Origin of the sequence: Microbacterium sp. NPDC079176 (assembly GCF_040686675.1) — a bacterium.
In the GTDB taxonomy this organism is placed as follows: domain Bacteria; phylum Actinomycetota; class Actinomycetes; order Actinomycetales; family Microbacteriaceae; genus Microbacterium.
This window is the reverse complement of the sequence record NZ_JBFBLM010000005.1, coordinates 19,890-41,471: the sequence shown is the minus strand read 5'-3', so window position 1 is coordinate 41,471 and position 21,582 is coordinate 19,890. Positions and strand designations below refer to the sequence as shown.

The 21,582-nt window shown below is 68.1% G+C and carries 26 protein-coding genes; 18 read left to right on the top strand and 8 right to left on the bottom strand.

Features of this window, described 5'->3' with window-relative positions; translation table 11 throughout:
• Window positions 1-14: 14 nt before the first annotated feature.
• Entirely contained in the window at window positions 15-560 is a 546-nt protein-coding gene (gene msrA / locus AB0P11_RS13175; protein ID WP_053098176.1) for a peptide-methionine (S)-S-oxide reductase MsrA, read from the bottom strand.
• Window positions 557-1,024 (bottom strand): peptide-methionine (R)-S-oxide reductase MsrB, encoded by a 468-nt coding sequence (gene msrB, locus AB0P11_RS13170; protein WP_053098177.1) that lies wholly within the window; start codon window positions 1,022-1,024, stop codon window positions 557-559. The genes msrA and msrB overlap by 4 nt, the downstream gene beginning before the upstream one ends.
• Before the next feature lie 151 nt (window positions 1,025-1,175).
• Between msrB and AB0P11_RS13165 the strand changes: the two genes are divergently transcribed.
• The 5 genes from AB0P11_RS13165 to AB0P11_RS13145 all read left to right on the top strand — a co-directional run bounded on the left by AB0P11_RS13165 (window position 1,176) and on the right by AB0P11_RS13145 (window position 5,421).
• A complete protein-coding gene (locus tag AB0P11_RS13165) occupies window positions 1,176-2,093 on the top strand; it encodes a DUF808 domain-containing protein (RefSeq protein WP_053098178.1) in 918 nt (305 codons plus the stop codon).
• Between the two features lie 39 nt (window positions 2,094-2,132).
• Window positions 2,133-2,480: a hypothetical protein gene (locus AB0P11_RS13160; RefSeq protein WP_363522399.1), complete on the top strand. Its 348-nt coding sequence runs from the start codon at window positions 2,133-2,135 to the stop codon at window positions 2,478-2,480.
• Window positions 2,481-2,698: 218 nt separating this feature from the next.
• Window positions 2,699-3,226, top strand: a complete 528-nt coding sequence (locus AB0P11_RS13155) for a GNAT family N-acetyltransferase (protein ID WP_056275511.1) — start codon at window positions 2,699-2,701, stop codon at window positions 3,224-3,226.
• A complete protein-coding gene (gene pnuC, locus AB0P11_RS13150) occupies window positions 3,223-3,954 on the top strand; it encodes a nicotinamide riboside transporter PnuC (protein WP_187249190.1) in 732 nt (243 codons plus the stop codon). The genes AB0P11_RS13155 and pnuC overlap by 4 nt, the downstream gene beginning before the upstream one ends.
• 81 nt (window positions 3,955-4,035) lie before the next feature.
• A complete protein-coding gene (locus AB0P11_RS13145; RefSeq protein WP_053098181.1) occupies window positions 4,036-5,421 on the top strand; it encodes an LLM class flavin-dependent oxidoreductase in 1,386 nt (461 codons plus the stop codon).
• A gap of 27 nt (window positions 5,422-5,448) precedes the next feature.
• On the opposite strand, the gene AB0P11_RS13140 is transcribed toward AB0P11_RS13145, so the two are convergent.
• On the bottom strand, window positions 5,449-5,628 hold the full coding sequence (locus AB0P11_RS13140; RefSeq protein ID WP_053098182.1) for a hypothetical protein: 180 nt from the start codon (window positions 5,626-5,628) through the stop codon (window positions 5,449-5,451).
• Window positions 5,629-5,775: 147 nt separating this feature from the next.
• Here AB0P11_RS13140 and AB0P11_RS13135 point away from each other — a divergent pair, with 147 nt between their 5' ends.
• Together AB0P11_RS13135 and AB0P11_RS13130 are read left to right on the top strand one after the other, a co-directional pair.
• Window positions 5,776-6,816, top strand: a complete 1,041-nt coding sequence (locus tag AB0P11_RS13135) for an iron-containing redox enzyme family protein (RefSeq protein WP_072592124.1) — start codon at window positions 5,776-5,778, stop codon at window positions 6,814-6,816.
• Window positions 6,813-7,019 carry a CDGSH iron-sulfur domain-containing protein gene (locus AB0P11_RS13130; RefSeq protein WP_053098184.1) on the top strand — a complete coding sequence of 69 codons (207 nt, stop codon included), beginning with the start codon at window positions 6,813-6,815 and terminating at the stop codon, window positions 7,017-7,019. The genes AB0P11_RS13135 and AB0P11_RS13130 overlap by 4 nt, the downstream gene beginning before the upstream one ends.
• Window positions 7,020-7,033: 14 nt before the next feature.
• Here the strand turns inward: AB0P11_RS13130 and AB0P11_RS13125 are convergent, their stop codons facing one another.
• A complete protein-coding gene (locus AB0P11_RS13125; RefSeq protein WP_056275524.1) occupies window positions 7,034-7,570 on the bottom strand; it encodes a hypothetical protein in 537 nt (178 codons plus the stop codon).
• Between the two features lie 157 nt (window positions 7,571-7,727).
• Between AB0P11_RS13125 and AB0P11_RS13120 the strand changes: the two genes are divergently transcribed.
• From AB0P11_RS13120 to AB0P11_RS13100, 5 genes are all read left to right on the top strand, one after another.
• Complete coding sequence (locus AB0P11_RS13120; protein WP_056275527.1) at window positions 7,728-8,405, top strand: response regulator transcription factor; 678 nt, start codon at window positions 7,728-7,730, stop codon at window positions 8,403-8,405.
• Window positions 8,398-9,729 carry a HAMP domain-containing sensor histidine kinase gene (locus AB0P11_RS13115; RefSeq protein ID WP_056275530.1) on the top strand — a complete coding sequence of 444 codons (1,332 nt, stop codon included), beginning with the start codon at window positions 8,398-8,400 and terminating at the stop codon, window positions 9,727-9,729. The genes AB0P11_RS13120 and AB0P11_RS13115 overlap by 8 nt, the downstream gene beginning before the upstream one ends.
• 356 nt (window positions 9,730-10,085) lie before the next feature.
• A complete protein-coding gene (locus AB0P11_RS13110; protein WP_363522394.1) occupies window positions 10,086-10,919 on the top strand; it encodes a hypothetical protein in 834 nt (277 codons plus the stop codon).
• A gap of 196 nt (window positions 10,920-11,115) precedes the next feature.
• Window positions 11,116-11,433 (top strand): hypothetical protein, encoded by a 318-nt coding sequence (locus AB0P11_RS13105; protein ID WP_053098188.1) that lies wholly within the window; start codon window positions 11,116-11,118, stop codon window positions 11,431-11,433.
• 68 nt (window positions 11,434-11,501) lie between these two features.
• Complete coding sequence (locus AB0P11_RS13100; RefSeq protein WP_363522392.1) at window positions 11,502-11,729, top strand: RNA-binding S4 domain-containing protein; 228 nt, start codon at window positions 11,502-11,504, stop codon at window positions 11,727-11,729.
• Window positions 11,730-11,748: 19 nt separating this feature from the next.
• On the opposite strand, the gene AB0P11_RS13095 is transcribed toward AB0P11_RS13100, so the two are convergent.
• On the bottom strand, window positions 11,749-12,306 hold the full coding sequence (locus AB0P11_RS13095) for a dihydrofolate reductase family protein (RefSeq protein ID WP_187249187.1): 558 nt from the start codon (window positions 12,304-12,306) through the stop codon (window positions 11,749-11,751).
• Window positions 12,307-12,459: 153 nt separating this feature from the next.
• On the opposite strand from AB0P11_RS13095, the gene AB0P11_RS13090 reads away from it, so the two are divergent.
• Complete coding sequence (locus AB0P11_RS13090) at window positions 12,460-13,356, top strand: SDR family oxidoreductase (protein WP_053098197.1); 897 nt, start codon at window positions 12,460-12,462, stop codon at window positions 13,354-13,356.
• 102 nt (window positions 13,357-13,458) lie between these two features.
• On the top strand, window positions 13,459-14,244 hold the full coding sequence (locus AB0P11_RS13085) for a DNA/RNA non-specific endonuclease (RefSeq protein WP_056275536.1): 786 nt from the start codon (window positions 13,459-13,461) through the stop codon (window positions 14,242-14,244).
• Here AB0P11_RS13085 and AB0P11_RS13080 read toward each other — a convergent pair.
• Window positions 14,241-14,585 carry a hypothetical protein gene (locus AB0P11_RS13080; RefSeq protein ID WP_056275539.1) on the bottom strand — a complete coding sequence of 115 codons (345 nt, stop codon included), beginning with the start codon at window positions 14,583-14,585 and terminating at the stop codon, window positions 14,241-14,243. The genes AB0P11_RS13085 and AB0P11_RS13080 overlap by 4 nt on opposite strands.
• 62 nt (window positions 14,586-14,647) lie before the next feature.
• Window positions 14,648-15,556 carry an RNA polymerase sigma-70 factor gene (locus tag AB0P11_RS13075; protein WP_232224499.1) on the bottom strand — a complete coding sequence of 303 codons (909 nt, stop codon included), beginning with the start codon at window positions 15,554-15,556 and terminating at the stop codon, window positions 14,648-14,650.
• 191 nt (window positions 15,557-15,747) lie between these two features.
• On the opposite strand from AB0P11_RS13075, the gene AB0P11_RS13070 reads away from it, so the two are divergent.
• Entirely contained in the window at window positions 15,748-16,509 is a 762-nt protein-coding gene (locus tag AB0P11_RS13070; protein ID WP_363522388.1) for an SDR family oxidoreductase, read from the top strand.
• Between the two features lie 86 nt (window positions 16,510-16,595).
• Window positions 16,596-17,351, top strand: a complete 756-nt coding sequence (locus tag AB0P11_RS13065; RefSeq protein ID WP_363522386.1) for an SDR family oxidoreductase — start codon at window positions 16,596-16,598, stop codon at window positions 17,349-17,351.
• A gap of 192 nt (window positions 17,352-17,543) precedes the next feature.
• Here AB0P11_RS13065 and dnaB read toward each other — a convergent pair whose 3' ends face one another.
• Entirely contained in the window at window positions 17,544-18,917 is a 1,374-nt protein-coding gene (gene dnaB / locus AB0P11_RS13060) for a replicative DNA helicase (RefSeq protein WP_053098201.1), read from the bottom strand.
• Window positions 18,918-19,472: 555 nt separating this feature from the next.
• On the opposite strand from dnaB, the gene AB0P11_RS13055 reads away from it, so the two are divergent.
• Together AB0P11_RS13055 and AB0P11_RS13050 are read left to right on the top strand one after the other, a co-directional pair.
• Window positions 19,473-20,558, top strand: a complete 1,086-nt coding sequence (locus AB0P11_RS13055) for a hypothetical protein (protein ID WP_082586446.1) — start codon at window positions 19,473-19,475, stop codon at window positions 20,556-20,558.
• A gap of 108 nt (window positions 20,559-20,666) precedes the next feature.
• Window positions 20,667-21,582, top strand: a 916-nt coding sequence (locus AB0P11_RS13050) for a chaplin family protein (protein ID WP_363522383.1), incomplete at its 3' end; no start/stop codon positions are given.

The following is a 21,582-nucleotide window of genomic DNA, read 5'->3' as shown; positions in this document are numbered from 1 at the left end:
TCTCGGGGTGACGGTCAGACCGTCGCGTTCTCTTCGCGCTTCGGCAGCACCCATCCCGCACGCGGGAAGTGGCAGGTGTAGCCGTTGGGGTATTTGATCAGGTAGTCCTGGTGCTCCTCTTCGGCCTGCCAGAACGGGCCGACGGGCTCGATCGTGGTCACGGCCTTGCCCGGCCACAGACCCGAGGCGTCGACGTCGGCGATGGTGTCGCGCGCGACGGCCTCCTGCTCGGGGCTGAGCGGGAAGATCGCCGAGCGGTAGCTCGAGCCGATGTCGTTGCCCTGGCGATCCTTGGTCGACGGGTCGTGGATCTGGAAGAAGAAAGCGAGGATGTCGCGGTACGTCGTCTTCGTGGGATCGAAGACGATCTCCACAGCCTCGGCATGACCCGGGTGGTTGCGGTAGGTCGCGTGGTCGTTGCTGCCGCCGGTGTAGCCGACACGGGTGTCGAGCACGCCGGGCTGGCGGCGGATGAGGTCTTCCATGCCCCAGAAGCAGCCGCCGGCGAGCACGGCAGTCTCGGTCCCGGGGGTGCGGGTGATTGTTCCGGTGTCGGTCATGAGTTCTCCTCGGAGTTGGGGGTGGGGAAGAGGTGACGGTAGCGACCGTACCCCTCATCTTCCAGGCTGTCAGCCGGGATGAAGCGCAGGGCGGCGGAGTTCATGCAGTACCGGAGTCCTCCTGCGTCTCGGGGTCCATCGTCGAAGACGTGCCCGAGATGGCTGTCCGCGCCGCTGGAACGCGCCTCGGTGCGCTTCATCCACAGCGTGCGGTCGGTGCGCGTGGTCACGGCGTCGGCCTCGATGGGCTTGGTGAAGCTCGGCCATCCGGTGCCGCTGTCGAACTTGTCGGTCGACGCGAAGAGCGGCTGGCCCGAGACGACGTCGACGTAGATGCCGTCGTCGTGAGTGTTCCAGTACGCGTTGCGGAAGGGCGGCTCGGTCGCATCCTCCTGCGTGACCTCGTACTGCAGGTGCGTGAGGTCGCTGACGGCCTCGGGGGTCTTGCTGTACTCGTTCGACATGGTCTGTCTCCTTGTCCGACGCGGCTGGCTGCAGCGTCATAGAAGAGAACCAGGAGGATGCCGGTTTTGGTCCCGCGGGACTGTGAGCGCGCTGTGAGTTTGTGCGCAGTCGATAGAGTTGCTCCGCTACATACACACCAGGGAGACACACATGTCGGTAGGACTGCTCGCCGTCGTCGATGACATTCTCAGCGCGGCGATGAAGGCTTCGGCCAAGGCCGCCGGCGTCGTGATCGATGACGCCGCCGTGACCCCGCAGTACGTGCAGGGCATCACGCCCGCGCGCGAGCTGCCGGTCGTGGCGAAGATCGCCCTCGGATCTCTCGCGAACAAGTTCGTCATCATCATCCCCATCGCGCTGCTGCTCACCGCCTTCGCGCCGTGGGTGCTGCCGTATCTGCTGATCCTCGGTGGCGCCTACCTCTGCTTCGAGGGGGCCGAGAAGGTGCTCGAATGGTTCGGCGTGCAGCACGGCCATGCCGATGAGAGCGCCCGCAACGAGAACAAGCTCGTGTGGGGCGCGGTGCGCACCGACCTGATCCTGTCGACGGAGATCATGCTGATCTCGCTCGCCAACCTCGAGGCCGGCCTCGACATCTGGACGACCCTCGCGATCCTCGCCGTGATCGCGCTGCTCATGACCGGCGTCGTCTACGGTGCAGTCGCCCTGCTCGTGAAGATCGACGACATCGGTCTGAAGATGGCGAAGAACCCGTCCCAGCGAGTTCGCCACACGGGCACGCGCATCGTGCGCTCGATGCCGGCGGTCTTCCGCTTCATCAGCATCCTCGGCACCGTCGCGATGCTGTGGGTCGGCGGGCACCTGCTGCTCGTGAACCTCGGCGAGGTCGGCGTGCACTTCGGCGCCGACATCCTGCACGGCATCGAGCACTTCCTCGAGCCGGCCGGCGGTGTCATCGTCTGGATCGGCGACACGCTGTTCTCGGCCATCGCGGGTCTGATCGCGGGTCTGATCATCGTGGGGATCATCCTCGGGATCGGTCGCCTGATCGGCAAGAAGCCGAGCTTCCACGAGGGTGAGGAATCGCCCGCCGACGTGCACGTCTGACACTGACGCCGCTGTTCGAATCTCGGTCGGTATGCCGACATGCGATCCGACTCACTCGTCGCGCACGTGATCCTCGGTGCGCAGCCATTCGTCGAACGTGATCGCTCCCTGCAGAGCATCGCCGTCGCCGCGCAGCGACCCCGACGCCAGCCCTTTCCCGTACGCGCCGGCGCCGACAATGTCGCGCGCTTCCTGCTCGGAATCGCAGCCAAGAACCCGCACTTCACCGTCGAGGAGAGGCAGTTCGGCGAGGGTCTCGGCCTGGTGTTCCGCGACGGAGGGAGGGTGCACTCGGTCATGAACCTGCACGTCGAAGACGGCGTGATCGATCAGCTGTGGGTCGTCCTCAATCCCGCCAAGCTGACGCACTGGCGACTTCACACCTGAACCGACGTGGCGAGCCCTCCGAGACTCCGTGGACCCGGACCGTCTGCAGGGCCGCCGCATGGATGCAGGAGGATCTGAGGGATCTCGCCCTGCAGACGTGCCCCGGTCCTGCACGCGGCACAGGAGGGAAGCCGCGGCGAGCCCTCGGAGACCGACCCCACCCCGGCATCCTGCTACCGTCGTCCCGTGCGCACCCGAGCGCAGATGCAGGAGACCCGATGAGCGACCACCAGATCCGGGATGCCGAGACCGCCGACGTCGAGGCGATCACCGCCATCTACAACGACGCGGTGCTGACCACGACCGCCATCTGGAACGAAGAGGCCGTCACGGTCGATGACCGCACCGCCTGGCTCGCCGAGCGCACCGAGCGCGGCTACCCCGTGATCGTCGCCGTAGACGACACCGGCGTCCTCGGCTACGCGACATTCGGCGACTGGCGCCCGCACAGCGGCTACCGCCATACGGTCGAGCACTCCGTCTATGTGCGCGAGGGGCAGCGCGGGCGCGGCATCGGAAAGGCGCTCATGATCGAGCTCATCGACCGCGCGCGACGCCTCGGCAAGCACGTCATGGTCGCGGCGATCGAGAGCAGCAACACGGGGTCGATCATCATGCACAAGCGCCTCGACTTCATGCAGGTCGGACGGATGCCGCAGGTCGGCGCCAAGTTCGATCGCTGGCTCGATCTCACCTTCCTGCAGCTGGTGCTCGATGAGCGGCCGTTCCCGGACGAGCGCCCGTGAACCCGCTGCTCTGGCTCGCTGACGCCTTCAACTCGCAGTGGGTGCTCCCCGGCGGTCAGGTGCTGCTGATCCGCGAAGTGGTCGGCAACGCGTTCGGCCTGGCGAGCGCCCTCGGCGGCATGCAGCGCAAGATCTGGGCGTGGCCGGTCGGCATCGTCGGCAATCTGCTGCTGCTCACGGTCTTCCTCGGGTCGATCCTGAATCCCGACCACGAGCTGCCGCATCTGCTCGGCCAGGCCGGGCGTCAGATCATGTTCATCATCGTCGCGATCTACGGCTGGGTGCGCTGGCGCCAGGCCGCCTCGAACGGTGGGCGCGTGACCCCGCGATGGGCGCCCAACAGCGCCCGCATCGGCCTGGTGCTCGTGATGGTGATCGGCACGATCGCCCTCACTCCCCTGTTCCGCGCGCTCGGCTCGTGGGAGCCCGTGTGGGCGGATGCCTGGACCTTCGTCGGCTCGCTGCTCGCCACCTATGGCATGGCCAAGGGCTGGACCGAGTTCTGGCTCATCTGGATAGCCGTCGACATCGTGGGCGTGCCGCTGCTGTTCAGCTCCGGCTTCTACGCCACGGGCCTGATGTACGTGTTCTACGGCGTCTTCACCGCGGTCGGATTCGTCGTGTGGTGCCGCGCGCAGGCGAATGCCAAACCGCAGGTCGACACGATCATGCCGGACCCCCGACCCATCACCTCCACCATGAAGACCGTCGACCGCGACCGCGACTGACCCGCCCCGACCACTCGGCGAATGTGTCGGCGCATGTCACCGGGGTGGCCGGGAGGTCGATCGACGGGTTTGCTGGTCCCCATGACCCGTCAGATCCGTTTCAACGCCTTCGACATGAACTGCGTCGCCCACCAGTCGTCCGGCCTGTGGCGGCATCCTGACGATCGATCGCGCCAGTACAACACCATCTCGTACTGGACCGACCTCGCGAAGCTGCTCGAGAGCGCGACCTTCGACGGCATCTTCATCGCCGACGTCCTCGGCACCTACGACGTCTACGGCGGGACGAACGAGGCGGCGATCCGCAACGGCGCCCAGGTGCCGGTCAACGATCCGATCCTGCTCGTCAGCGCGATGGCCGCCGTCACCGAGCACCTCGGATTCGGCATCACCGCCGGCACCGCCTTCGAGCACCCGTACCCGTTCGCGCGCCGTCTGAGCACCCTCGACCACCTGACCAACGGACGCGTCGGCTGGAACGTCGTCACCGGCTACCTGCCCAGCGCCGCGCGCAACATGGGCCAGGAGGACCAGCTCGCGCACGACGACCGCTACGACCATGCCGATGAATACGTCGAGGTGCTCTACAAGCTCTGGGAGGGGTCGTGGGAAGACGACGCGGTCGTCGAGGACCGTGAGCGCGGCATCTTCACCGACCCGTCGAAGGTGCACCCCATCGGCCACGAGGGGAAGCACTTCAGCGTTCCCGGCATCCACATCTCCGAGCCGTCACCGCAGCGCACGCCGGTCATCTACCAGGCCGGAGCGAGCCCCCGCGGCGTGCGCTTCGCGTCGGAGAACGCCGAGGCGATCTTCGTCGCCGCCCCGTCGAAGGAGGTGCTCGCCGGCACCGTGAAGCGCATCCGCGACGCACTCGAAGAGGCGGGCCGCGACCGATACGACGCGAAGATCTACACGCTGCTCACGGTCATCACCGGGGCGACGAGCGAGGATGCCGCGGCGAAGCACGCCGAGTACCTCTCGTATGCGAGCCCCGAGGGCGCGCTGACGTTCATGTCGGGCTGGATGGGCGTCGACCTCTCGCAGTACGCCGAGGACGAGCCCGTCGGCAACGTCGAGTCGAACGCCATCCAGTCGGTGCTGCAGCACCTGAAGGAGGAGGCCGACCTCGGACGCGAGTGGACCGTCGGCGACTTCGGACGCCACAACGCGATCGGCGGCCTCGGCCCGACCATCGTCGGCTCGGGCGTCGAGATCGCCGACGAGCTGCAGTCGTGGGTGGAGGAGACCGACATCGATGGCTTCAACCTCGCCTACGCGGTCACTCCCGGCACCTGGCAGGACGTCATCGAGCACGTCATCCCGGTGCTGCGCGAACGCGGCGTCTACCCCGAGGAGTACACGCCGGGCACCCTCCGCAACAAGCTGCAGGGCAAGGGCGACCGCGTGCAGGACACGCACCGCGCCGCGAGGTATCGGATCGGGGCGAACGTCCCGGTCGCCTGACCCTCAGCGACCTTCGGTCGGGCGCGGTCAGTCGGCCTTCGAGGTGAAGAGCCCGCGCAGCACGAGGAACACCACGACCGCGACGACGAGCACGATCGCCAGCTTGGCGATGAACCACAGGATCGAGAACAGCGCGCTGACGATCCACCAGGCGATCACCACGGCGAGGACGACGCCGACGATGGTCCAGAGCGAGTTCTTGTTCATGGTTCCAGCCTAGGCGGCGCAGCGACGTCACAGATCCGGACGCTGCGGCATCCGCCCTTCCGCATCCGATGCGTCGCCGTCAATCCCCTTCCCGTGCGCTGATCACCGGGGTGAGACTGCAAGCATCCGACTCTTGGGAGCATCTCCATGTCTGCGCCAGCACTCACTTCGTCCGCCGTTCACGGCATCACCGCGAGAGGTCCCCTCAGCGACGCCGTCATCCGCCGACTGACCGGCGAAGACGCCGACGATCTCGGTGCCAGGGCCGAGGCTGCGCTCGCTTCGACCGATGACGTCGTGCGCGACGACGACATCCAGCTCGCGCTCTTCGTGCTCTACGCCTCGTCGTACGGGTCACTTCCCGAGCTCGACCCCGCCCTCGAGTGGGATCCGGCGTTGATCGCGACACGGGGAATCCTCGAGCACGCGTTCGAGCGGGCACTGCGGGCGACTGTCCCGATGCCCGAACTCCCCGAGCCGACCGTCGATGCCGTCGGGCGGGCCCTCTTCGCCCTCGCCGAGGCCGACACGGGTCCCAGCCTGTCGCGCTACGTCGCGAAGAAGGCGACGGAAGAGCAGATGCACGAGTTCTTCATGCAGCGCTCGATCTACACGCTGCGCGAGGCCGACCCGCACTCGTGGGCGATCCCGCGCCTGCACGGGCGTGCGAAGGCGGCGCTCGTCGAGATCCAGTCCGACGAGTACGGCGGCGGGCGGCCCGACCGCGTGCACGCGACGATCTTCGCTCGCGCGATGCGCGGCGCCGGACTCGACGACACCTACGGCGGATACGTCGACGACGTGCCGGCCATCACGCTCGCCTCGCTGAACTCGATGTCGATGTTCGGCGTCAACCGGCGCCTCCTCGGCGCCATCGTCGGACACCTCGCCGCGTTCGAGATGACCTCGTCGATCCCGAACCGCCTGTACGCCGACGGCCTGCGGCGCCTCGGGTTCGGTGAGGACGTGACCGACTACTTCGATGAGCACGTCGAAGCGGATGCCGTGCATGAGCAGATCGCGGCGCGTGACCTCGCCGGCGGGTTGGCGGAGGATCACCCCGAGCTGCTGCCCGACATCATGTTCGGCGCGGCCGCCTGCCTGACCGTGGACGGCTGGGCAGCGGGCCACATGCTCGACTCGTGGACGCGCGGAGAATCCTCGCTGCGGCCGAGGGACGCACGATGAGCGCGCGCGAGGATGCCGTCACCATCACCGCCTACCCCGACGGACCGCTGCTCGTGCGGGGCGCGGCGGTGCTGGAGTCATCCGACGGCGAGCCGATCGAGGTCACGCGCCGCACCGTGGCGCTGTGCCGCTGCGGCCTCTCGACGATCAAGCCGTTCTGCGACGGCACCCACAAGGCCGCAGGGTTCCGCACTGACGCCTGATCTCAACCCGTCGGTCAGTGCCCGACTGCCGGCAGGCATCCGCCGTCCATGATGACGCCGCCGATCTCGACCGTGAGCACGTCGGCCGAGACCTCGCCGAAGATGCATCCCCCTTCGGGAGCAGCTGCACCGAAGGCCACGGCCCGCTCGTCGCCCAGCGTCTGGACGTAGGCGAGGCCGGCGTCGGCGAAGACCTCCTCCACAGCCGCGACCGACAGGCCGCCGGAAGTGCGGAGCGACTCGAGGCCGGCGCGGATGTCGTTCGCCGGTTTCTCGGCGGCGGCTCGGCTCTCCTCCGAGAGGTCGACGCGATCGCGGTAGCGCTCGTTCTGCGCCATCGCGTCGTCGGGGTCGTAGGGCGCGCAGTCCGGAGGCAGATCGACGCCTTCGATCTGCGGGCACGCTGCCGTGGGAGTGGGACTCGGAGATGCAGACGGCGATGCGCCCGGCGGGCCGGCGGTGGCCGTCGCGCACCCTGCGAGCATCATGGTCGTCGCAACGACGAGAAGCAGCCGTGCACCTCTCGACCTGTCCCCCCGGAGTCCGGTCATTCCCTCATGCAACCACACGGGAGCTCAGTGGCCAATGGTCATTCCGTGTGCGCCTCCGCTCACCGCGACAACGCCCCGGGTGCAGGCCGGATGCGGCGATGAGGCGCGACGACTCCGCTTCAGCCCGGATTCAGCGTGCGCCCGCCACACTGGAGGAATGCGGATCCTGGTGGTTGACGACGAGGTGCGGTTGGCCGACGCCGTACGCCGGGGACTCGAGGCCGAGGGCTTCGCGGTCGACGTGGCGAACAACGGCGTCGACGGGCTCTGGCGTGCGCGCGAGACCCGATACGACGCGATCGTGCTCGACCTCATGATGCCCGGCATGAGCGGCTGGAAGGTGTGCGAGGCCCTGCGCGCCGAGGAGAACTGGACGCCCGTGCTGATGCTCACCGCCAAGGACGGCGAGTGGGATCAGGTGGAGGCCCTCGAGACCGGCGCCGACGACTATGTGACGAAGCCGTTCTCGTTCGCGATCCTCGTCGCCCGCATCCGCGCCCTCGTGCGCCGGGGAGCCGTGGCCCGCCCGGCCGTCCTCGAAGCCGGAGACCTGAAGCTCGACCCCTCGTCGCACCATGTCTGGCGGGGCGAGACCCCGGTCACGCTGACCGCCCGCGAATTCGCCGTGCTCGAGCACCTGATGCGTCATCGAGGTCAGGTGCTCTCGAAGCGCGAGCTGATCGACGGCGTATGGGACGACGACTTCGACGGCGACCCCAACATCGTCGAGGTCTACGTCGGACACCTGCGCCGCAAGCTCGACAAGCCCTTCGGACGCGAGGCGATCGAGACGATCCGCGGTGCCGGCTACCGATTGGCGGTCGACGGTGGCTAGGCGCTCATTCCGATCGGTGCGCGCCCGGACGACCCTCGGCGCGACGCTCGTCGTGGCCGTCGCCCTGCTCATCGGGGCGTTCTCGTTCTACGGCATCCTGAGCTCCAGCATCCACGCGAGCGCGGAGCGTGCCGCCGAGCAGCGCCTCGACGAACTCGCCGATCGCTTTGACGGCCCCGGCGGCGGACCAGGCGGCGAACGCGGCATCGACACCCTCGACGACGAGATCGTGCAGATCATCGGCGGCGACGGATCGGTGCGCGCCGCCAGTGAGGATGCGCGCGACGAACTGGGGTCGACCGCTCTGCCGGTCTCCGACGGCGCGCAGACCCTGACGATCGGCGGCGAGCCCATGCTCGTGGTCTCCGACGGCATCGAGGACGACGACACCCTCGTGCTGGCGGTGTCGATCGAAGACGGGGTCGAGACGCTGTCGACGGTCGCGCTGCTGCTCGCGGTGGCCGTGCCGCTACTGCTGCTGCTCGTCGCCGTGACCACGTGGCTGGTCGTCGGGCGGGCCCTCCGACCGGTCACCCGCATCCGCGAAGAGGTCGACGGGATCACCGCCGAGCACCTGCATCGGCGCGTCGAGGTGCCGCCGTCATCGGACGAGATCGCGGCGCTCGCGACCACCATGAACCGGATGCTGGATCGCCTCGACGCCTCGGCGACGGCGCAGCGCCGTTTCGTCTCCGATGCGTCGCACGAGCTGCGCTCCCCGCTCGCGACGATCCGACAGCACGCCGAGCTCGCGCAGGCCCACCCGGCCACCACGAGCATCGGCGAGCTCGCGGAGGTCGTGTCCGATGAAGGACTCCGGCTCCAGGGCATCGTCGAATCGCTGCTGCTGCTCGCCCGGCTCGACGAGGGCGGCGGCACGCACGACGAGGCGATCGATCTCGACGACCTCGCGCTCGCTGAGGTGAGGCGGCTGAGGTCTCGGGGCGTCGAGGTCGACGGCTCCGGCATCCGTGCGGCCCGTGTCACCGGAGACCCCCGCCTGCTCGGTCAGCTGCTGCGCAACCTCGCCGACAACGCCGTCCGGCACAGTGCGGCTCGCGTGGCCATCAGCGTGATCCCGCAGGATTCGTGGGTGTTCGTGACCGTCGAGGACGACGGCTCCGGCGTGCCGCCCGACGAGCGCGAGCGCATCTTCGAACGGTTCGTGCGGCTCGACGAGGCGCGCAGCCGGGATGCGGGAGGCAGCGGTCTCGGCCTCGCGATCGTGCAGGGCATCGCCGTGGCCGGCGGCGGCACCGTCTCGGTCGACGCCTCCCGTTGGGGCGGCGCGCGCTTCGTCGTGGCCCTGCCCCTCTCGGACTGACACTCTCTCGGCGTCCGGGCCGTCCGCAGGACCTGACGCCTCAGCATCCGGGCCGTCTGCAGGACCTGCCACCTCAGCATCCGGGCCGTCTGCAGGACCCGGCACCTCAGCATCCGGGCCGTCTGCAGCACCTGGCACCTCGGTATCCGGACCGTCTGCAGGACCTGCCACCTCAGCATCCGGGCCGTCTGCAGGACCCGAGCACGGATGCGGGAACAGGATCCATGTCTCATCCTGCATCCGTGCCCGGATCCTGCAGGCGGTACGTGTCACTGCGGCCGAGACGCCCCTGCTTCCTGAAGACGCCTTCAGGACGCTTCAGGGTGGCTTCAGCACTGCCGCGAGAGCATCGAGACATGAACGACAAGAACCCGACCCCCGACCAGACGCCCGAGAACCTCCCGACGAACGCGACTCCCCCGGCGCCCCCCGCGCCCACCGCGACGCCGTCCCACGATGGTGAGACCGTTCCCGTCGCGCCGCTCGCGGCTGAGAACGCCGCCCCGGCATCCGCGTCCGCAGCTCCCGCGAAGCGCGGTCGCAAGCGCGCTCTGCTGATCGGCGGCGGAGTCGCGGCTGCCCTGATCCTCGCCGGTGGAGGCGTGGCCGTCGGAGCAGCCATCGGAGACGACATCGGCGACGACGATGACCGCCCCTCGGTCTCGGACGGACCCCACGACGACGACGGAGACCGCGGTGGACAGCCCGGCGACGACCGTGACGACAGCGACAGCGACGATCAGGGCGCTCCGCAGGGCGGCGGCCCCGTGACCGGGATCGGCACGGACTCGGCCGACGAGCTCGTGGACATCTCGGATGCCGCCCGCGGAGCCGCCGAGGGCGACGTCACCTCGATCGACGCGAAGCGCGACGGCACCTGGGAGGTCCAGCTGACCGCCGCGAACGGCAGCGAGACCGAGGTGCGAGTGGATGCCGACCTCGCCGCCACCGTGATCTCGACCGAGCAGGAGGACGACGACACGGCTCCGACCCACACCCTCGACGAGGCCGCGATCCGTGCCCTCGTGGATGCCGCACTGGCCGAGGCCGACGGGATGATCACCGACCTCGACGCCGACAACGACGAGGTCAGCCCCTACGACGCGTCGGTGCTCACCAGCGACCGCCGCTCGATCGACATCGACTTCAGCGCCGACTACGCGGTCGTCGGCACCGACATCGACGACTGATCGCCCTCGTCGTTCTTCGAGCCGCCGGCCCTCTGGGGTCGGCGGCTCGACGCGGTTTCAGCCAGACGTCCCGGCAGCGGAACCCGGCTCCCGCAGGCGATTCCCCCGCGTAGCGTCATGATCCGTCACTCGTCGGGTCTCTCTCAGTGAGTTCGGTCGCCATCGCGCGCCGACGATGCGGACACCGGGGGGATCCATGCCAGTCACGGCGCACACCTACTTCTACACACCCGCTCGAGCGGACTCCGTCGTGCAGGCACTGCAGCACCTCGTGACCGACCTGAAGCACGTCGAGCGGCGATACTTCGACAGCCGTTCGGTCGCGTTCAGCACCCGCGGGTCGCTGTTCGAGGCACCGGCCGACGTGACGATCGTGACGACTCCCCTGACGACCGGCGGATCGGATGTGAGGATCGCGCTGCAGACGACGACCCGGCGGACGGCGAGCCGCCGGTCGCTGACCACCAGGGCCGCCGACCGCCTCAGCGTGCGGATTCAGAAGGCGCTGGGCTGACCGCGAGCCAGACGTATCCTCTCGCGGCGCTCGCTCGCAGCTGAGCACCGCCGGATACCATCGGAGTCATGACGAATTCCGGTCCGATCGACGATGTCTCCATCGGCGGCGAGATGATCCGCCTCGGCCAGTTCCTGAAGTACTCGGGACTGCTCGACTCGGGTGGTGACGCCAAGGAGGTCGTGATCGACGGATTCGTGAAGGTCAACGGCGAGGCCGATCGACGGCGCGGACGCCAGCTGCATGACGGCGACCTGGTCACCTTCGAGGGCCGCACCGTTCGCGTGCGCCCCTGATCACGCGGGCCGCTTCCGGTCACCCCCGCGTCGTGTAGCGGAGGAACATCACGCCGCTGTCGAAGCGCCGATCCTCGGCGAGCTCCAGGTCGACGTGCACCCCGTCGGGGAAGAACGGCTTGCCACCACCGACGATCGCCGGTCCGATGAAGAGACCGAACTCGTCGACCAGTCCCGCGCGGATCGCCTCGGCGGCGAGAGTGGGGCCGTCGACGGAGAAGTCGCTGTCGGACTCAGCCTTCCACCGCGCGATCACCTCCGGATCGAACGTGCGCTCGAGCCGGGTGCGCTCGCTCGACACCTCGGCGAGGGTCTTCGAGAAGACGACCTTCTGCGCGGCCTGCCACACCCGCGCGTAGTCGATGCCGACCTGCGGCTGATCGGGTTCGAGATGAGCGGTCTCCCAATAGACCATGGTCTCGTACATGCGCCGCCCGTAGAGGTAGGTGCCGACGTCTGCGAACTGCTTGTTGATGAAGTCGTGCAGGTCGTCGTCGAGCGCCCAGTCGAACCCGCCGTCAGGCCCGCTGACGTATCCGTCGAGCGACGTGATCATGGAGTAGATGAGTCTGGCCATGCGGCGAGGCTACCCCCGGCGTCCGCGTGGGTCGACCCCTTCTCGGCGGCCTCTCTAGCGACCCTCGGCGTGAGACGCAAGGTGCTGGCCGACATTCCGACGTCGGCGCACGCTGGAGCCATACCCCCAGACCAGCGACCGAGAGGAACCCCCATGTCTCGCGACCAGTACACCTTCACCAACCCGGCCGAGCTCTACTCCGACATCGAACCCGAGAAGCAGCACATGCCGGAGCCCGGCCTCGATGCCGACCTCGGTCCGAAGGCCGACCTCGGTGAGGAGAGCTACCGCGGCACCGGCCGACTGACCGGACGCAAGGCGCTCATCACCGGCGGCGACTCCGGCATCGGCGCGGCGACTGCGATCGCCTTCGCACGCGAGGGCGCGGACGTCGCGCTCTCGTACCTGCCCGAAGAGGAAGAGGATGCGGCGCGCATCGCCGGCATCCTCCGCGACGCCGGCGCGACCGTGGCTCAGATCCCCGGTGACCTCCGTGACCCCGAGTACTGCCGCACGCTCGTCTCGGAGGCGGTCGGTGCACTCGGCGGGCTCGACATCCTCGTGAACAACGGCGGCAAGCAGATCTACAAGGAGTCGCTGACCGACATCACCGACGAGCAGTTCGACGACACCTTCAAGACCAACGTCTACGCGATGTTCTGGATCACGAAGGCCGCGCTGCCGCACCTCCCGGCAGGCTCGACCATCATCAACACCACGTCGATCCAGGCCTACTCGCCGTCGGGAATCCTCGTCGACTATGCGTCGACCAAGGCCACGATCAACGCGTTCACGAAGGGCCTCGCCGAGCAGCTCGCGCCGAAGGGCATCCGTGTGAACGCCGTGGCACCGGGACCGATCTGGACGCCGCTGCAGCCGAGCGACGGACAGCCGCAGGAGAAGCTCCCGGAGTTCGGGGAGGACACCCCGCTCGGCCGCATGGGCCAGCCCGCAGAACTCGCCCCCGCCTACGTCTTCCTCGCCTCCGCGGAGTCGAGCTACGTCGCCGGCGAGACGCTCAACGTCAACGGCGGCATGCCCACGCCGTGAGTCGCTGACCGCGGACGCCCCCTCCCGAGCTCGCTTCGGAGGGGGCGTTCGCGTGTGCGGCGAGGCCGCGGCGATGTCGGTGGAACCAGGCAGTATGTCGGTATGGCAGACGGATACGACCTCGACTTCCTTCCGACGCGAGTGCCCCTGCCCGGGCCGGCCCGCGATGCGACGGAGCTGACCTACCCCCACTTCAGCGTGCTGCTCGACCGCGAGCGCCGCCTGGCCGCCGTGACGGGCGTGAACATCGACGGGGCGCTGCTGCGCGAGCTGCCCCGCACCGGGGACTGGCAGCTCGACCCCCGAGTCGATGCAGCACTGCAGACCGGACCCGAGGTGTATGCGCGCAACGACCTCGATCGCGGCCACCTCGTGCGCCGACGCGACCCCGGCTGGGGTGATGTCGACGACGCTCGGGCGGCGACCGAGGCGACGTTCTTCTATCCGAACGCCGCCCCGCAGGCCGCCGGTTTCAATCAGTCCGCAGAGCTCTGGCTCGGTCTGGAAGACCACGTGCTCGAGTATGCCGAGACGACGGATCAGCGGATCTCGGTGTTCACGGCCCCTGTGCTGGGAGACGACGATCCGCCGTACCGCGGCATCCGCATCCCTCTTCTGTTCTGGAAGATCGCGGCGTGGCAGGGCCCCGACGGTCTGTCAGCGGCCGGGTTCGTGCTCGATCAGTCAGAGCTCGTCGAGTCACCGGACGGTCTCTTCGCGGTTCCGCCGCTCGGCGCATTCCGCACCTTCCAGGTTCCGATCACCGAGATCATCCGGGTGACGGGGCTGGATGTCGGCCCGCTGCTCGATGCCGATGTGCTCGACCGGCGCAGCGCCCGATCGACCGAGTGGCGGGCGCTCGCCTCGGCATCCGACATCACGCTCTAGCCGTCGCGGCGTCGGTTCCAGTGGGTGAGCTTGTCGGGGTTGCAGACGACCCAGATGCGCGAGAGCAGCCCTGATCTGCTCTCGACCGACACCGCCGCGACGACTGCGCCGTCTCGTTCCAGCACGAGTCCAGCGGAGCCGTTGATCGACGCGATCGAGACCGTGGGGCCGGTCGCCACCAGTGCCGCCAGCTCCGCGGATGCCGTGTGGGTCCCGTCGACGGCGGTCGACGACTGCGGCATGCGACCTCCGCTGTCGATGATCATCACCACGTCAGGGTGCAGCATCGAGCGGATGCCGGCGCGGTCGCCCGCGGCGAGCGCCAGCCGGAGTTCTTCCACAGCGATCGGTTCGGAGGCATCCCGAGGTCGCCGACCCAGACGCGCCGGATGCCGCCCGCGAGTCATGTCGCGACCGCGGTGATGTGTCCGAGCTTCTGGGGACTCATCACCCAGAGCAACTGCTCGATCCCTTCGTCGGACGCCGTGACGGTGACCATCGTGGTGACTTCACCGTTCTCGACGAGCGTCGCGGCGGGCTGACCGTTGACCTCCACCCACCCGATCGACTTGCCCGTCCAGAAGTGGTGCGCGAAGGCAGCCACGAACTGCGCCACGCGGCCACGACCGATCACCGGGATCCGCGCCGCCAGCTTCACCCCGTTGCCGTCGGTGTAGCTGACCACGTCGGCGGCGAAGAGCTTCTCGAGCTCCCGGGCATCGCCCTTCCGCGCGGCGGCGAGGAAGGCCTCGAGCAGGTGACGTTGATGCGAGGGCTCGACGGTGATCTGCTTCGCCGAGGCCAGGTGCGCGCGAGCCCTGCTCACCAGCTGTCGAGCGCTCACCGCACTCGACGAGATGATCTCGGCGATGCGGGGATACGGATAGTCGAACGCCTCGCGGAGGATGTACGCCGCACGCTCGGTCGGGGTGAGCTTCTCGAGCGTCAGCAGGATCGCGAACTGCAGCGCCTCGGCGCGCTCGGCGCCGAGCGAGGGATCGTCGTCGGTGTTGACCGGTTCAGGCAGCCACGGCCCGATGTAGGTCTCCCGCTTCACGCGAGCCGACTGGAGAACGTTGATCGACAGACGCGTCGTGATGGTCGTGAGGAAAGCGGCGGGTTCCTGCACCTGGGTCCGGTCGGTGTTCTGCCAGCGGATCCAAGTCTCCTGCACGATGTCCTCGGCGTCGGCCACGGTGCCCAGCATCCGGTAGGCGATGCCGAACAGTCGGCGACGCTGGGCGGCGAACACCGAGACCGCGGTGCCGAGGTCTCGGATCGACCCGCTGTGCTCGTCACGTGTCGCGGTCACGTCTTCACTCTGCACCAGAGGTCGCCGCATGCGCACTCCCCTTTCCGCGCCGTCGGCGCTCCCACTCACAGCTCTGACCGGAGAGCGACGCGATCTGTGACGAATCCTGGCGATTCCGTCACAGCCGGGTCCGCCGGCCGGTCAACCAGGTACATGCGGGCTCGTCCGCATCACTCGATCGGAGGAGCGGCATGAGGATCACAGTCATCGGCGGCACGGGGTTGATCGGCACCCGCGTCACGCGCATCCTGAAGGGCGCGGGACACGACGTCGTCGTCGCGTCCCGCGCCACGGGGGTGAACTCATTCACCGGCGAGAGGCTCGACGACGCTCTCGCCGGCGCATCCGCGGTGGTCGATGTGTCGAACTCGTCGTACACCGACGAGGCCGGTGCGCAGGAGTTCTTCTCCACCTCGACGATGAACCTGCTCGCCTACGGCGAAGCCGCGGGCGTCTCCCATCACGTCGCCCTGTCGGTCGTGGGCACCGACCGCCTCGCACGCGCGCAGGGCGGATACTTCATCGCCAAGCATCAGCAGGAACGCCTCATCGCGGCATCCGGTCGCCCGTACACCCTCGTGCATGCGACGCAGTTCTTCGAGTTCATCCGCAGCATCACCGACCACGCCCTGCGCGAGGGAGCCGCGCACATCGCCGATGTGCTCGTGCAGCCGATGGCGGCCGACGACGTCGCGAACGCGGTCGCAACGGCAGCGCTCGGAGAACCCCGTGTCGGGATGATCGAGTTCGGCGGCCCCGAGGTGTTCAGCCTGACGGAACTCGCGGCACTCGACCTGCGGGCGAGACAGGACGATCGGGAGGTCGTCCCGGATCCGCTCGGAACGTACTTCGGCGCGCATCTCGCCGCCCGCGACCTGCTGCCGGAGATGACCGCGACGATCGCTCCGACGAGGTATCACGACTGGAGGGTGAAGACGCCCGCCAGCATCTGAGAACCCGAGGCGTCACATCTTCGGGCACTCAGCGGTCATACCTGGCAGACGCCACCCGGGCGTCGTCACCGAAGAAAGGTTTGGACATGGCAGAGATCGTCGTCATCGGAGGCACCGGCCTCATCGGCTCGAAGGTCGTCGCGAAGCTGACGGAGCACGGCCACGACGCCGTCGCCGCATCGCCGAACACCGGCGTGAACTCGCTCACCGGCGAGGGCCTCGCGGAGGTTCTCGTCGGAGCCCACACCGTGGTCGACGTGTCGAACTCCCCCTCGTTCGCCCCCGACGATGTGCTGGAGTTCTTCACCACGTCGACTCGCAACCTGCTCGCCGCTGAGGCCGCGGCCGGTGTCACCCACCACGTCGCTCTCACGATCGTCGGCACGAACCGCCCGCAGAACATCCCCTACTTCGCGGCGAAGGTCGCGCAGGAGACGCTGATCCGTGACTCCGGGATCCGATACTCCCTCGTGCACGCCACGCAGTTCTTCGAGTTCGTGGGAAGCATCGCCGACATCTCGACCGACGGCGACACAGTGACGCTGCCCGGGGCGCTGATCCAGCCGATCGGCGCCGAGGATGTCGCCACGGCAGTGGCCCGTGCTGCGGCCGGTGAGCCGACCGGCGACATCGAGATCGCAGGCCCGGAGGCCTTCGGCATGGACGAGTTCGCGCGCCGCGCCCTGGCCTTCCGTGGCGATCCTCGCACGGTCGTGCGTGATGACGCTGCGCCGTACTACGGTGCGCAGATCGAGGAGCGCACCCTCATCCCGGTCGACGGGGCGCACATCTTCGAGACGACTCTCGAAGAGTGGCTGCCGCTGAACCCGCCTCGCGAGTAGCGGCGGCATACCGGTCGACAATAGGTCTTGCGCGGCGCGTCGGCCGGTGTCACGCTTGCGTCACAGCTCTGTCGCGCTGTAACGCGACAGCTGGGGTGCCGCTCATCGGCGGCATCGGATGGGGCGCCCTTTCTGCTACCTCCCCCGTGGTGGGGGCGTCCCGTCCTCCCCCGACCTGCGAGGGAGCGCGACTCAGTTGAAGTCGCCGCCCGGTGCCATGTCGTGGAAGCGCGAGTAGTGGCCCTGGAAGGCCACGGTGATCGTCGCGGTCGGGCCGTTACGGTGCTTGGCGACGATCAGGTCGGCCTCGCCCGGACGAACGTCCTTGTCGTAGACCGAGTCGCGGTGCAGCAGGATCACCATGTCGGCGTCCTGCTCGATCGAGCCGGACTCACGCAGGTCGCTGATCGCGGGCTTCTTGTCGGTGCGCTGCTCGGGACCACGGTTCAGTTGCGACAGAGCGATGACCGGAACCTGCAGCTCCTTGGCGATGAGCTTGAGGCTTCGCGAGAACTCCGAGACCTCCTGCTGACGCGACTCGACGCGCTTGCCTGACGTCATCAGCTGCAGGTAGTCGATGATGACCATCCGCAGACCCTCACGCTGCTTGAGTCGACGGCACTTCGCCCGGATCTCGACCAGCGTCATGTTCGGGCTGTCGTCGATGTAGAGCGGAGCGTCGTTGATGCGTCCGCGGGTCGCGGCGACCGTGGTCCAGTCCCGCGGGTCGAGGTTTCCCTTTCGCATGTTCTGCAGAGGGATCTGCCCCTCGGCACTGAGCAGACGCATCGCGATCTCGCTCTTGCCCATCTCGAGTGAGAAGAAGACCGAGGGGAGGTTGTGGCCGATGGAGGCAGCGCGGGCGAAGTCGAGCGCGAGCGTCGACTTACCCATGGCGGGACGAGCGGCGACGACGATCATCTGCCCGCCGTGCAGGCCGTTGGTGAGCTCGTCGAGCTCCTTGAAGCCGGTCGGGACACCCGTCATCGACCCGTCGCGACCGCTGGCGGCCTCGATCTCCTCGAGCGCGGCGTCGACCGCGATCTGCAGCGGCACGTAGTCCTCTGCGGTCTCGGAGCCGGTGATCGAGTAGATCTCGGCCTGGGCGTTGTTGACGAGGTCGGTCGCGTCGCCCTGTCCGTCGTAGCCGAGCTGCACGATACGCGTTCCCGCATCGACCAGACGACGCAGGATCGCCCGCTCCGACACGATGCCCGCGTAGTAGCCGGCGTTGGCGGCGGTGGGGACGATCGAGGTGAGCGTGTGCAGATAGTCGGCACCGCCGGCCCGGCTCAGCTCTCCCGTCTTGATGAGCTCGTCCGTGACGGCGACGACGTCGGTCGGCTCGCCGTGCGAGTAGAGCGACAGGATCGCCTCGAAGATCAGCTCGTGCTTGGGGATGTAGAAGTCGGCACCCTTGAGCGTCTCGATGACGTCGGCGACAGCATCCTTCGAGAGGAGCATTCCACCCAGGGCGCTCTGTTCGGCGAGAGTGTCGTGGGGAGGCGTTCGCTCCTGTGGACGCTTGCCTCCGAGGCGCTCCTCTGAGATGTCGGCGATCGACACGCTGCTCCCTTCGATGCGACGGTTCTTCCGGTGTGCTCGGTGCCGACTGCGTCGGTCACGCGATGCGAATCAGCTCGAGAAGGGCCGTCCGCACAGCAAACCAGGCACTTCCGACATCGGGTCGCTGGACCACGCTACGAGCGGGGGTTTTCGGTCGCAACACGGCCTGTGGATAACTATGTGGAAAGCGTGCGAACAAGTCCGGAGAGTCTGTGCAGAACGCATGTGGATAAGTCGGTGGAGTACCTCGAAACACAAGTTTCTTTTTGCACCTGATCTGGTATTTAGAGTTTCCCCACCCTGTGGATGAGATCGTGGTTCAACCGGGCATTGAAGGTTCATCGAATCCGGGATGGGATGTGTAGAACCTGGGGAAAGTCAAGCCGAGATTCCACCGGGCGCGTCACAGTGCGCAACCCTCCGAAATGTGCGCGATATGTCATCGTTTCCGAGCGGAACCCTCTAGACACGGCGATATACCGGGAGTATCGTCACCCGCTATCGACGTACTGTGCGTCGAGGACGAACGATCGCTCTCGGGGGAGGGAAGTCGACGTGAACGCTCAGGCAACCCGCCGCGGCCTACCTGCCGTCGCTCTCTGGGGTGGCGTGGGCGCGATCGCGTGGGCCGCGATCACGATCCTCACGGGCGGTTCGTCCGCGAGCGCGGACGACGGATCGAACGACTCGCTGCTCGACGGCGTCTCCTCGATCGTGAGCGAGACCGTCTCATCGGTCGAAGACACCGTGACGTCGGTGACCTCGCCGATCGTCGCGCCGGTCGAACCCGTCGTGACCGAGGTCGTCCAGCCTGTGGTCACCCAGGTCGTCCAGCCGGTCGTGACCGAGGTCGTCAAGCCCGTCGTCACTCACGTCGTCGAGCCCGTGCAGCAGGTGGCACCTCCGGTCGTCGAACACGTCGCCGAGACGATCGCTCAGGTGCCCGTCGTGGGCCCTGCGACGTCGCCGATCGTCGACGCCGCCACCGACACCACCGGGGCCGTCATCACTCCCGTGACCGATCTGTTGGACGGATCCCCGGTCGCCGAGATCGTGGCCCCGGTGCAGGATCTGATCACCGAGCTGCCGATCGTCGGAGAACTGGTCGACGATCTCGGAGTGACGCCGGTGATCGACGATGTCGTCGGCGTCATCGACGCGACCACCCCGACTGTCGGCACGGTGGTCGAGAACACTCTCCCGCCGGTGCTCGAGGCCATCACCCCCGCACGCCCCGGATCCTCCGGATCGGACCCCGACCCCGGTCCGATCGGAACAGCGCCGCTCGGAACGGTTTCCCCCCTGGCCGATGAGCCGACACGCGGTCACTTCTCCACGTCCGCGGTGCGCCAGCCGGTGATTCCGTCGGCCGGGTCCGACCTCCCGCCTACGGTGTCCGTCGCGGCATCCGAGGTGAACGAGCCGGCAGCCGACGTCGAGGAGTCCCCCTCTGCACCGCCCGCCGGAGCCCCCTCCGCGCCTACTTCCTCCGCCGGTTCGAGCGGAGCATCCTCATTCACCCCCGCGCGCCTCAGCGATGCGGGAGTTTCTGCGTTCCGCACTGTGGAGCGCACTTCCGGTGCATCCGACGACGTCCTTCCGACGTCTCTGGTCGCCGACACCGACGTCTCTCCTGACTGACGGGTTGTCCGGTCGTTCCTCGTGAACGACAGATGCCGTGCTGCGCGCGCACATGCTCTTCGCGTGCACCCATCCAGACCACCCACTTCCAGTCAGGAGAAGGTCATCATGCGTACATACATCAAGCGGGCCCTGTGGGGCACGCTTCTCGCCGGCGGGATCACCCTGCTCGGCGCAACAGCCGCCAACGCGGCAGACACCTCAGGAGAAGACGGGCTGCTCTCGGGCACCCAAGCGGATGCGCCGATCTCGGTGCCCGTGACGGTCGTCGGCAACGCGGTCTCACTGCTCGGAGACACCTCCGCCCAGCAGACCTCGGCGCCCGCTTCGTCTCCCGCTCCCGCTCCCGCACCGGCCGCCACCACGAGTGGAGATTCCGGCACCGCATCGGGCACTCAGGCCGTCGTGGACGTCGTCGTGCCTGTCACGGTGACCGACAACGCGATCACCGTGCTCGGAGACTCGTCGAGCGGCACGGCGGCTGCTCCGGCTGAGGCTCCCCAGGCCCCGGCTCCCGCTCCCGCTCCCGCTCCCGCGATCACGACGAACGGCGCCGACGGCGTCCTCTCGGGTACCCAGGCCCTGCTGGACGTCGACGTTCCGGTCACCGTCTCAGGCAACGCGATCACCCTGCTCGGCGACAGCGAGGCAACGGGCCAGAATGCTGCAGCACCGGCATCCTCGGACGGCGGCGGCGTGGGATCGACTGAGCCGACCACTTCGGGCGACGACGGGGTCGCAAGCGGCACCCAGGTCGTCGCGCCCGTCACAGCACCGATCGACGTCACCGGCAACGCCATCTCCATCCTCGGAGACAGCGAATCCACCGGCGGCACCAGCAGCACCGGCACCCCGTCCCGAGGCAGCAACACCGGAGCGGAGACGTCCGGAGACGACGGAATCGCAAGCGGCACCCAGGTCACCGCACCCGTCACAGCACCGATCGACGTCACCGGCAACGCCATCTCCATCCTCGGAGACAGCGAATCCACCGGCGGCACCAGCAGCACCGGCACCCCGTCCC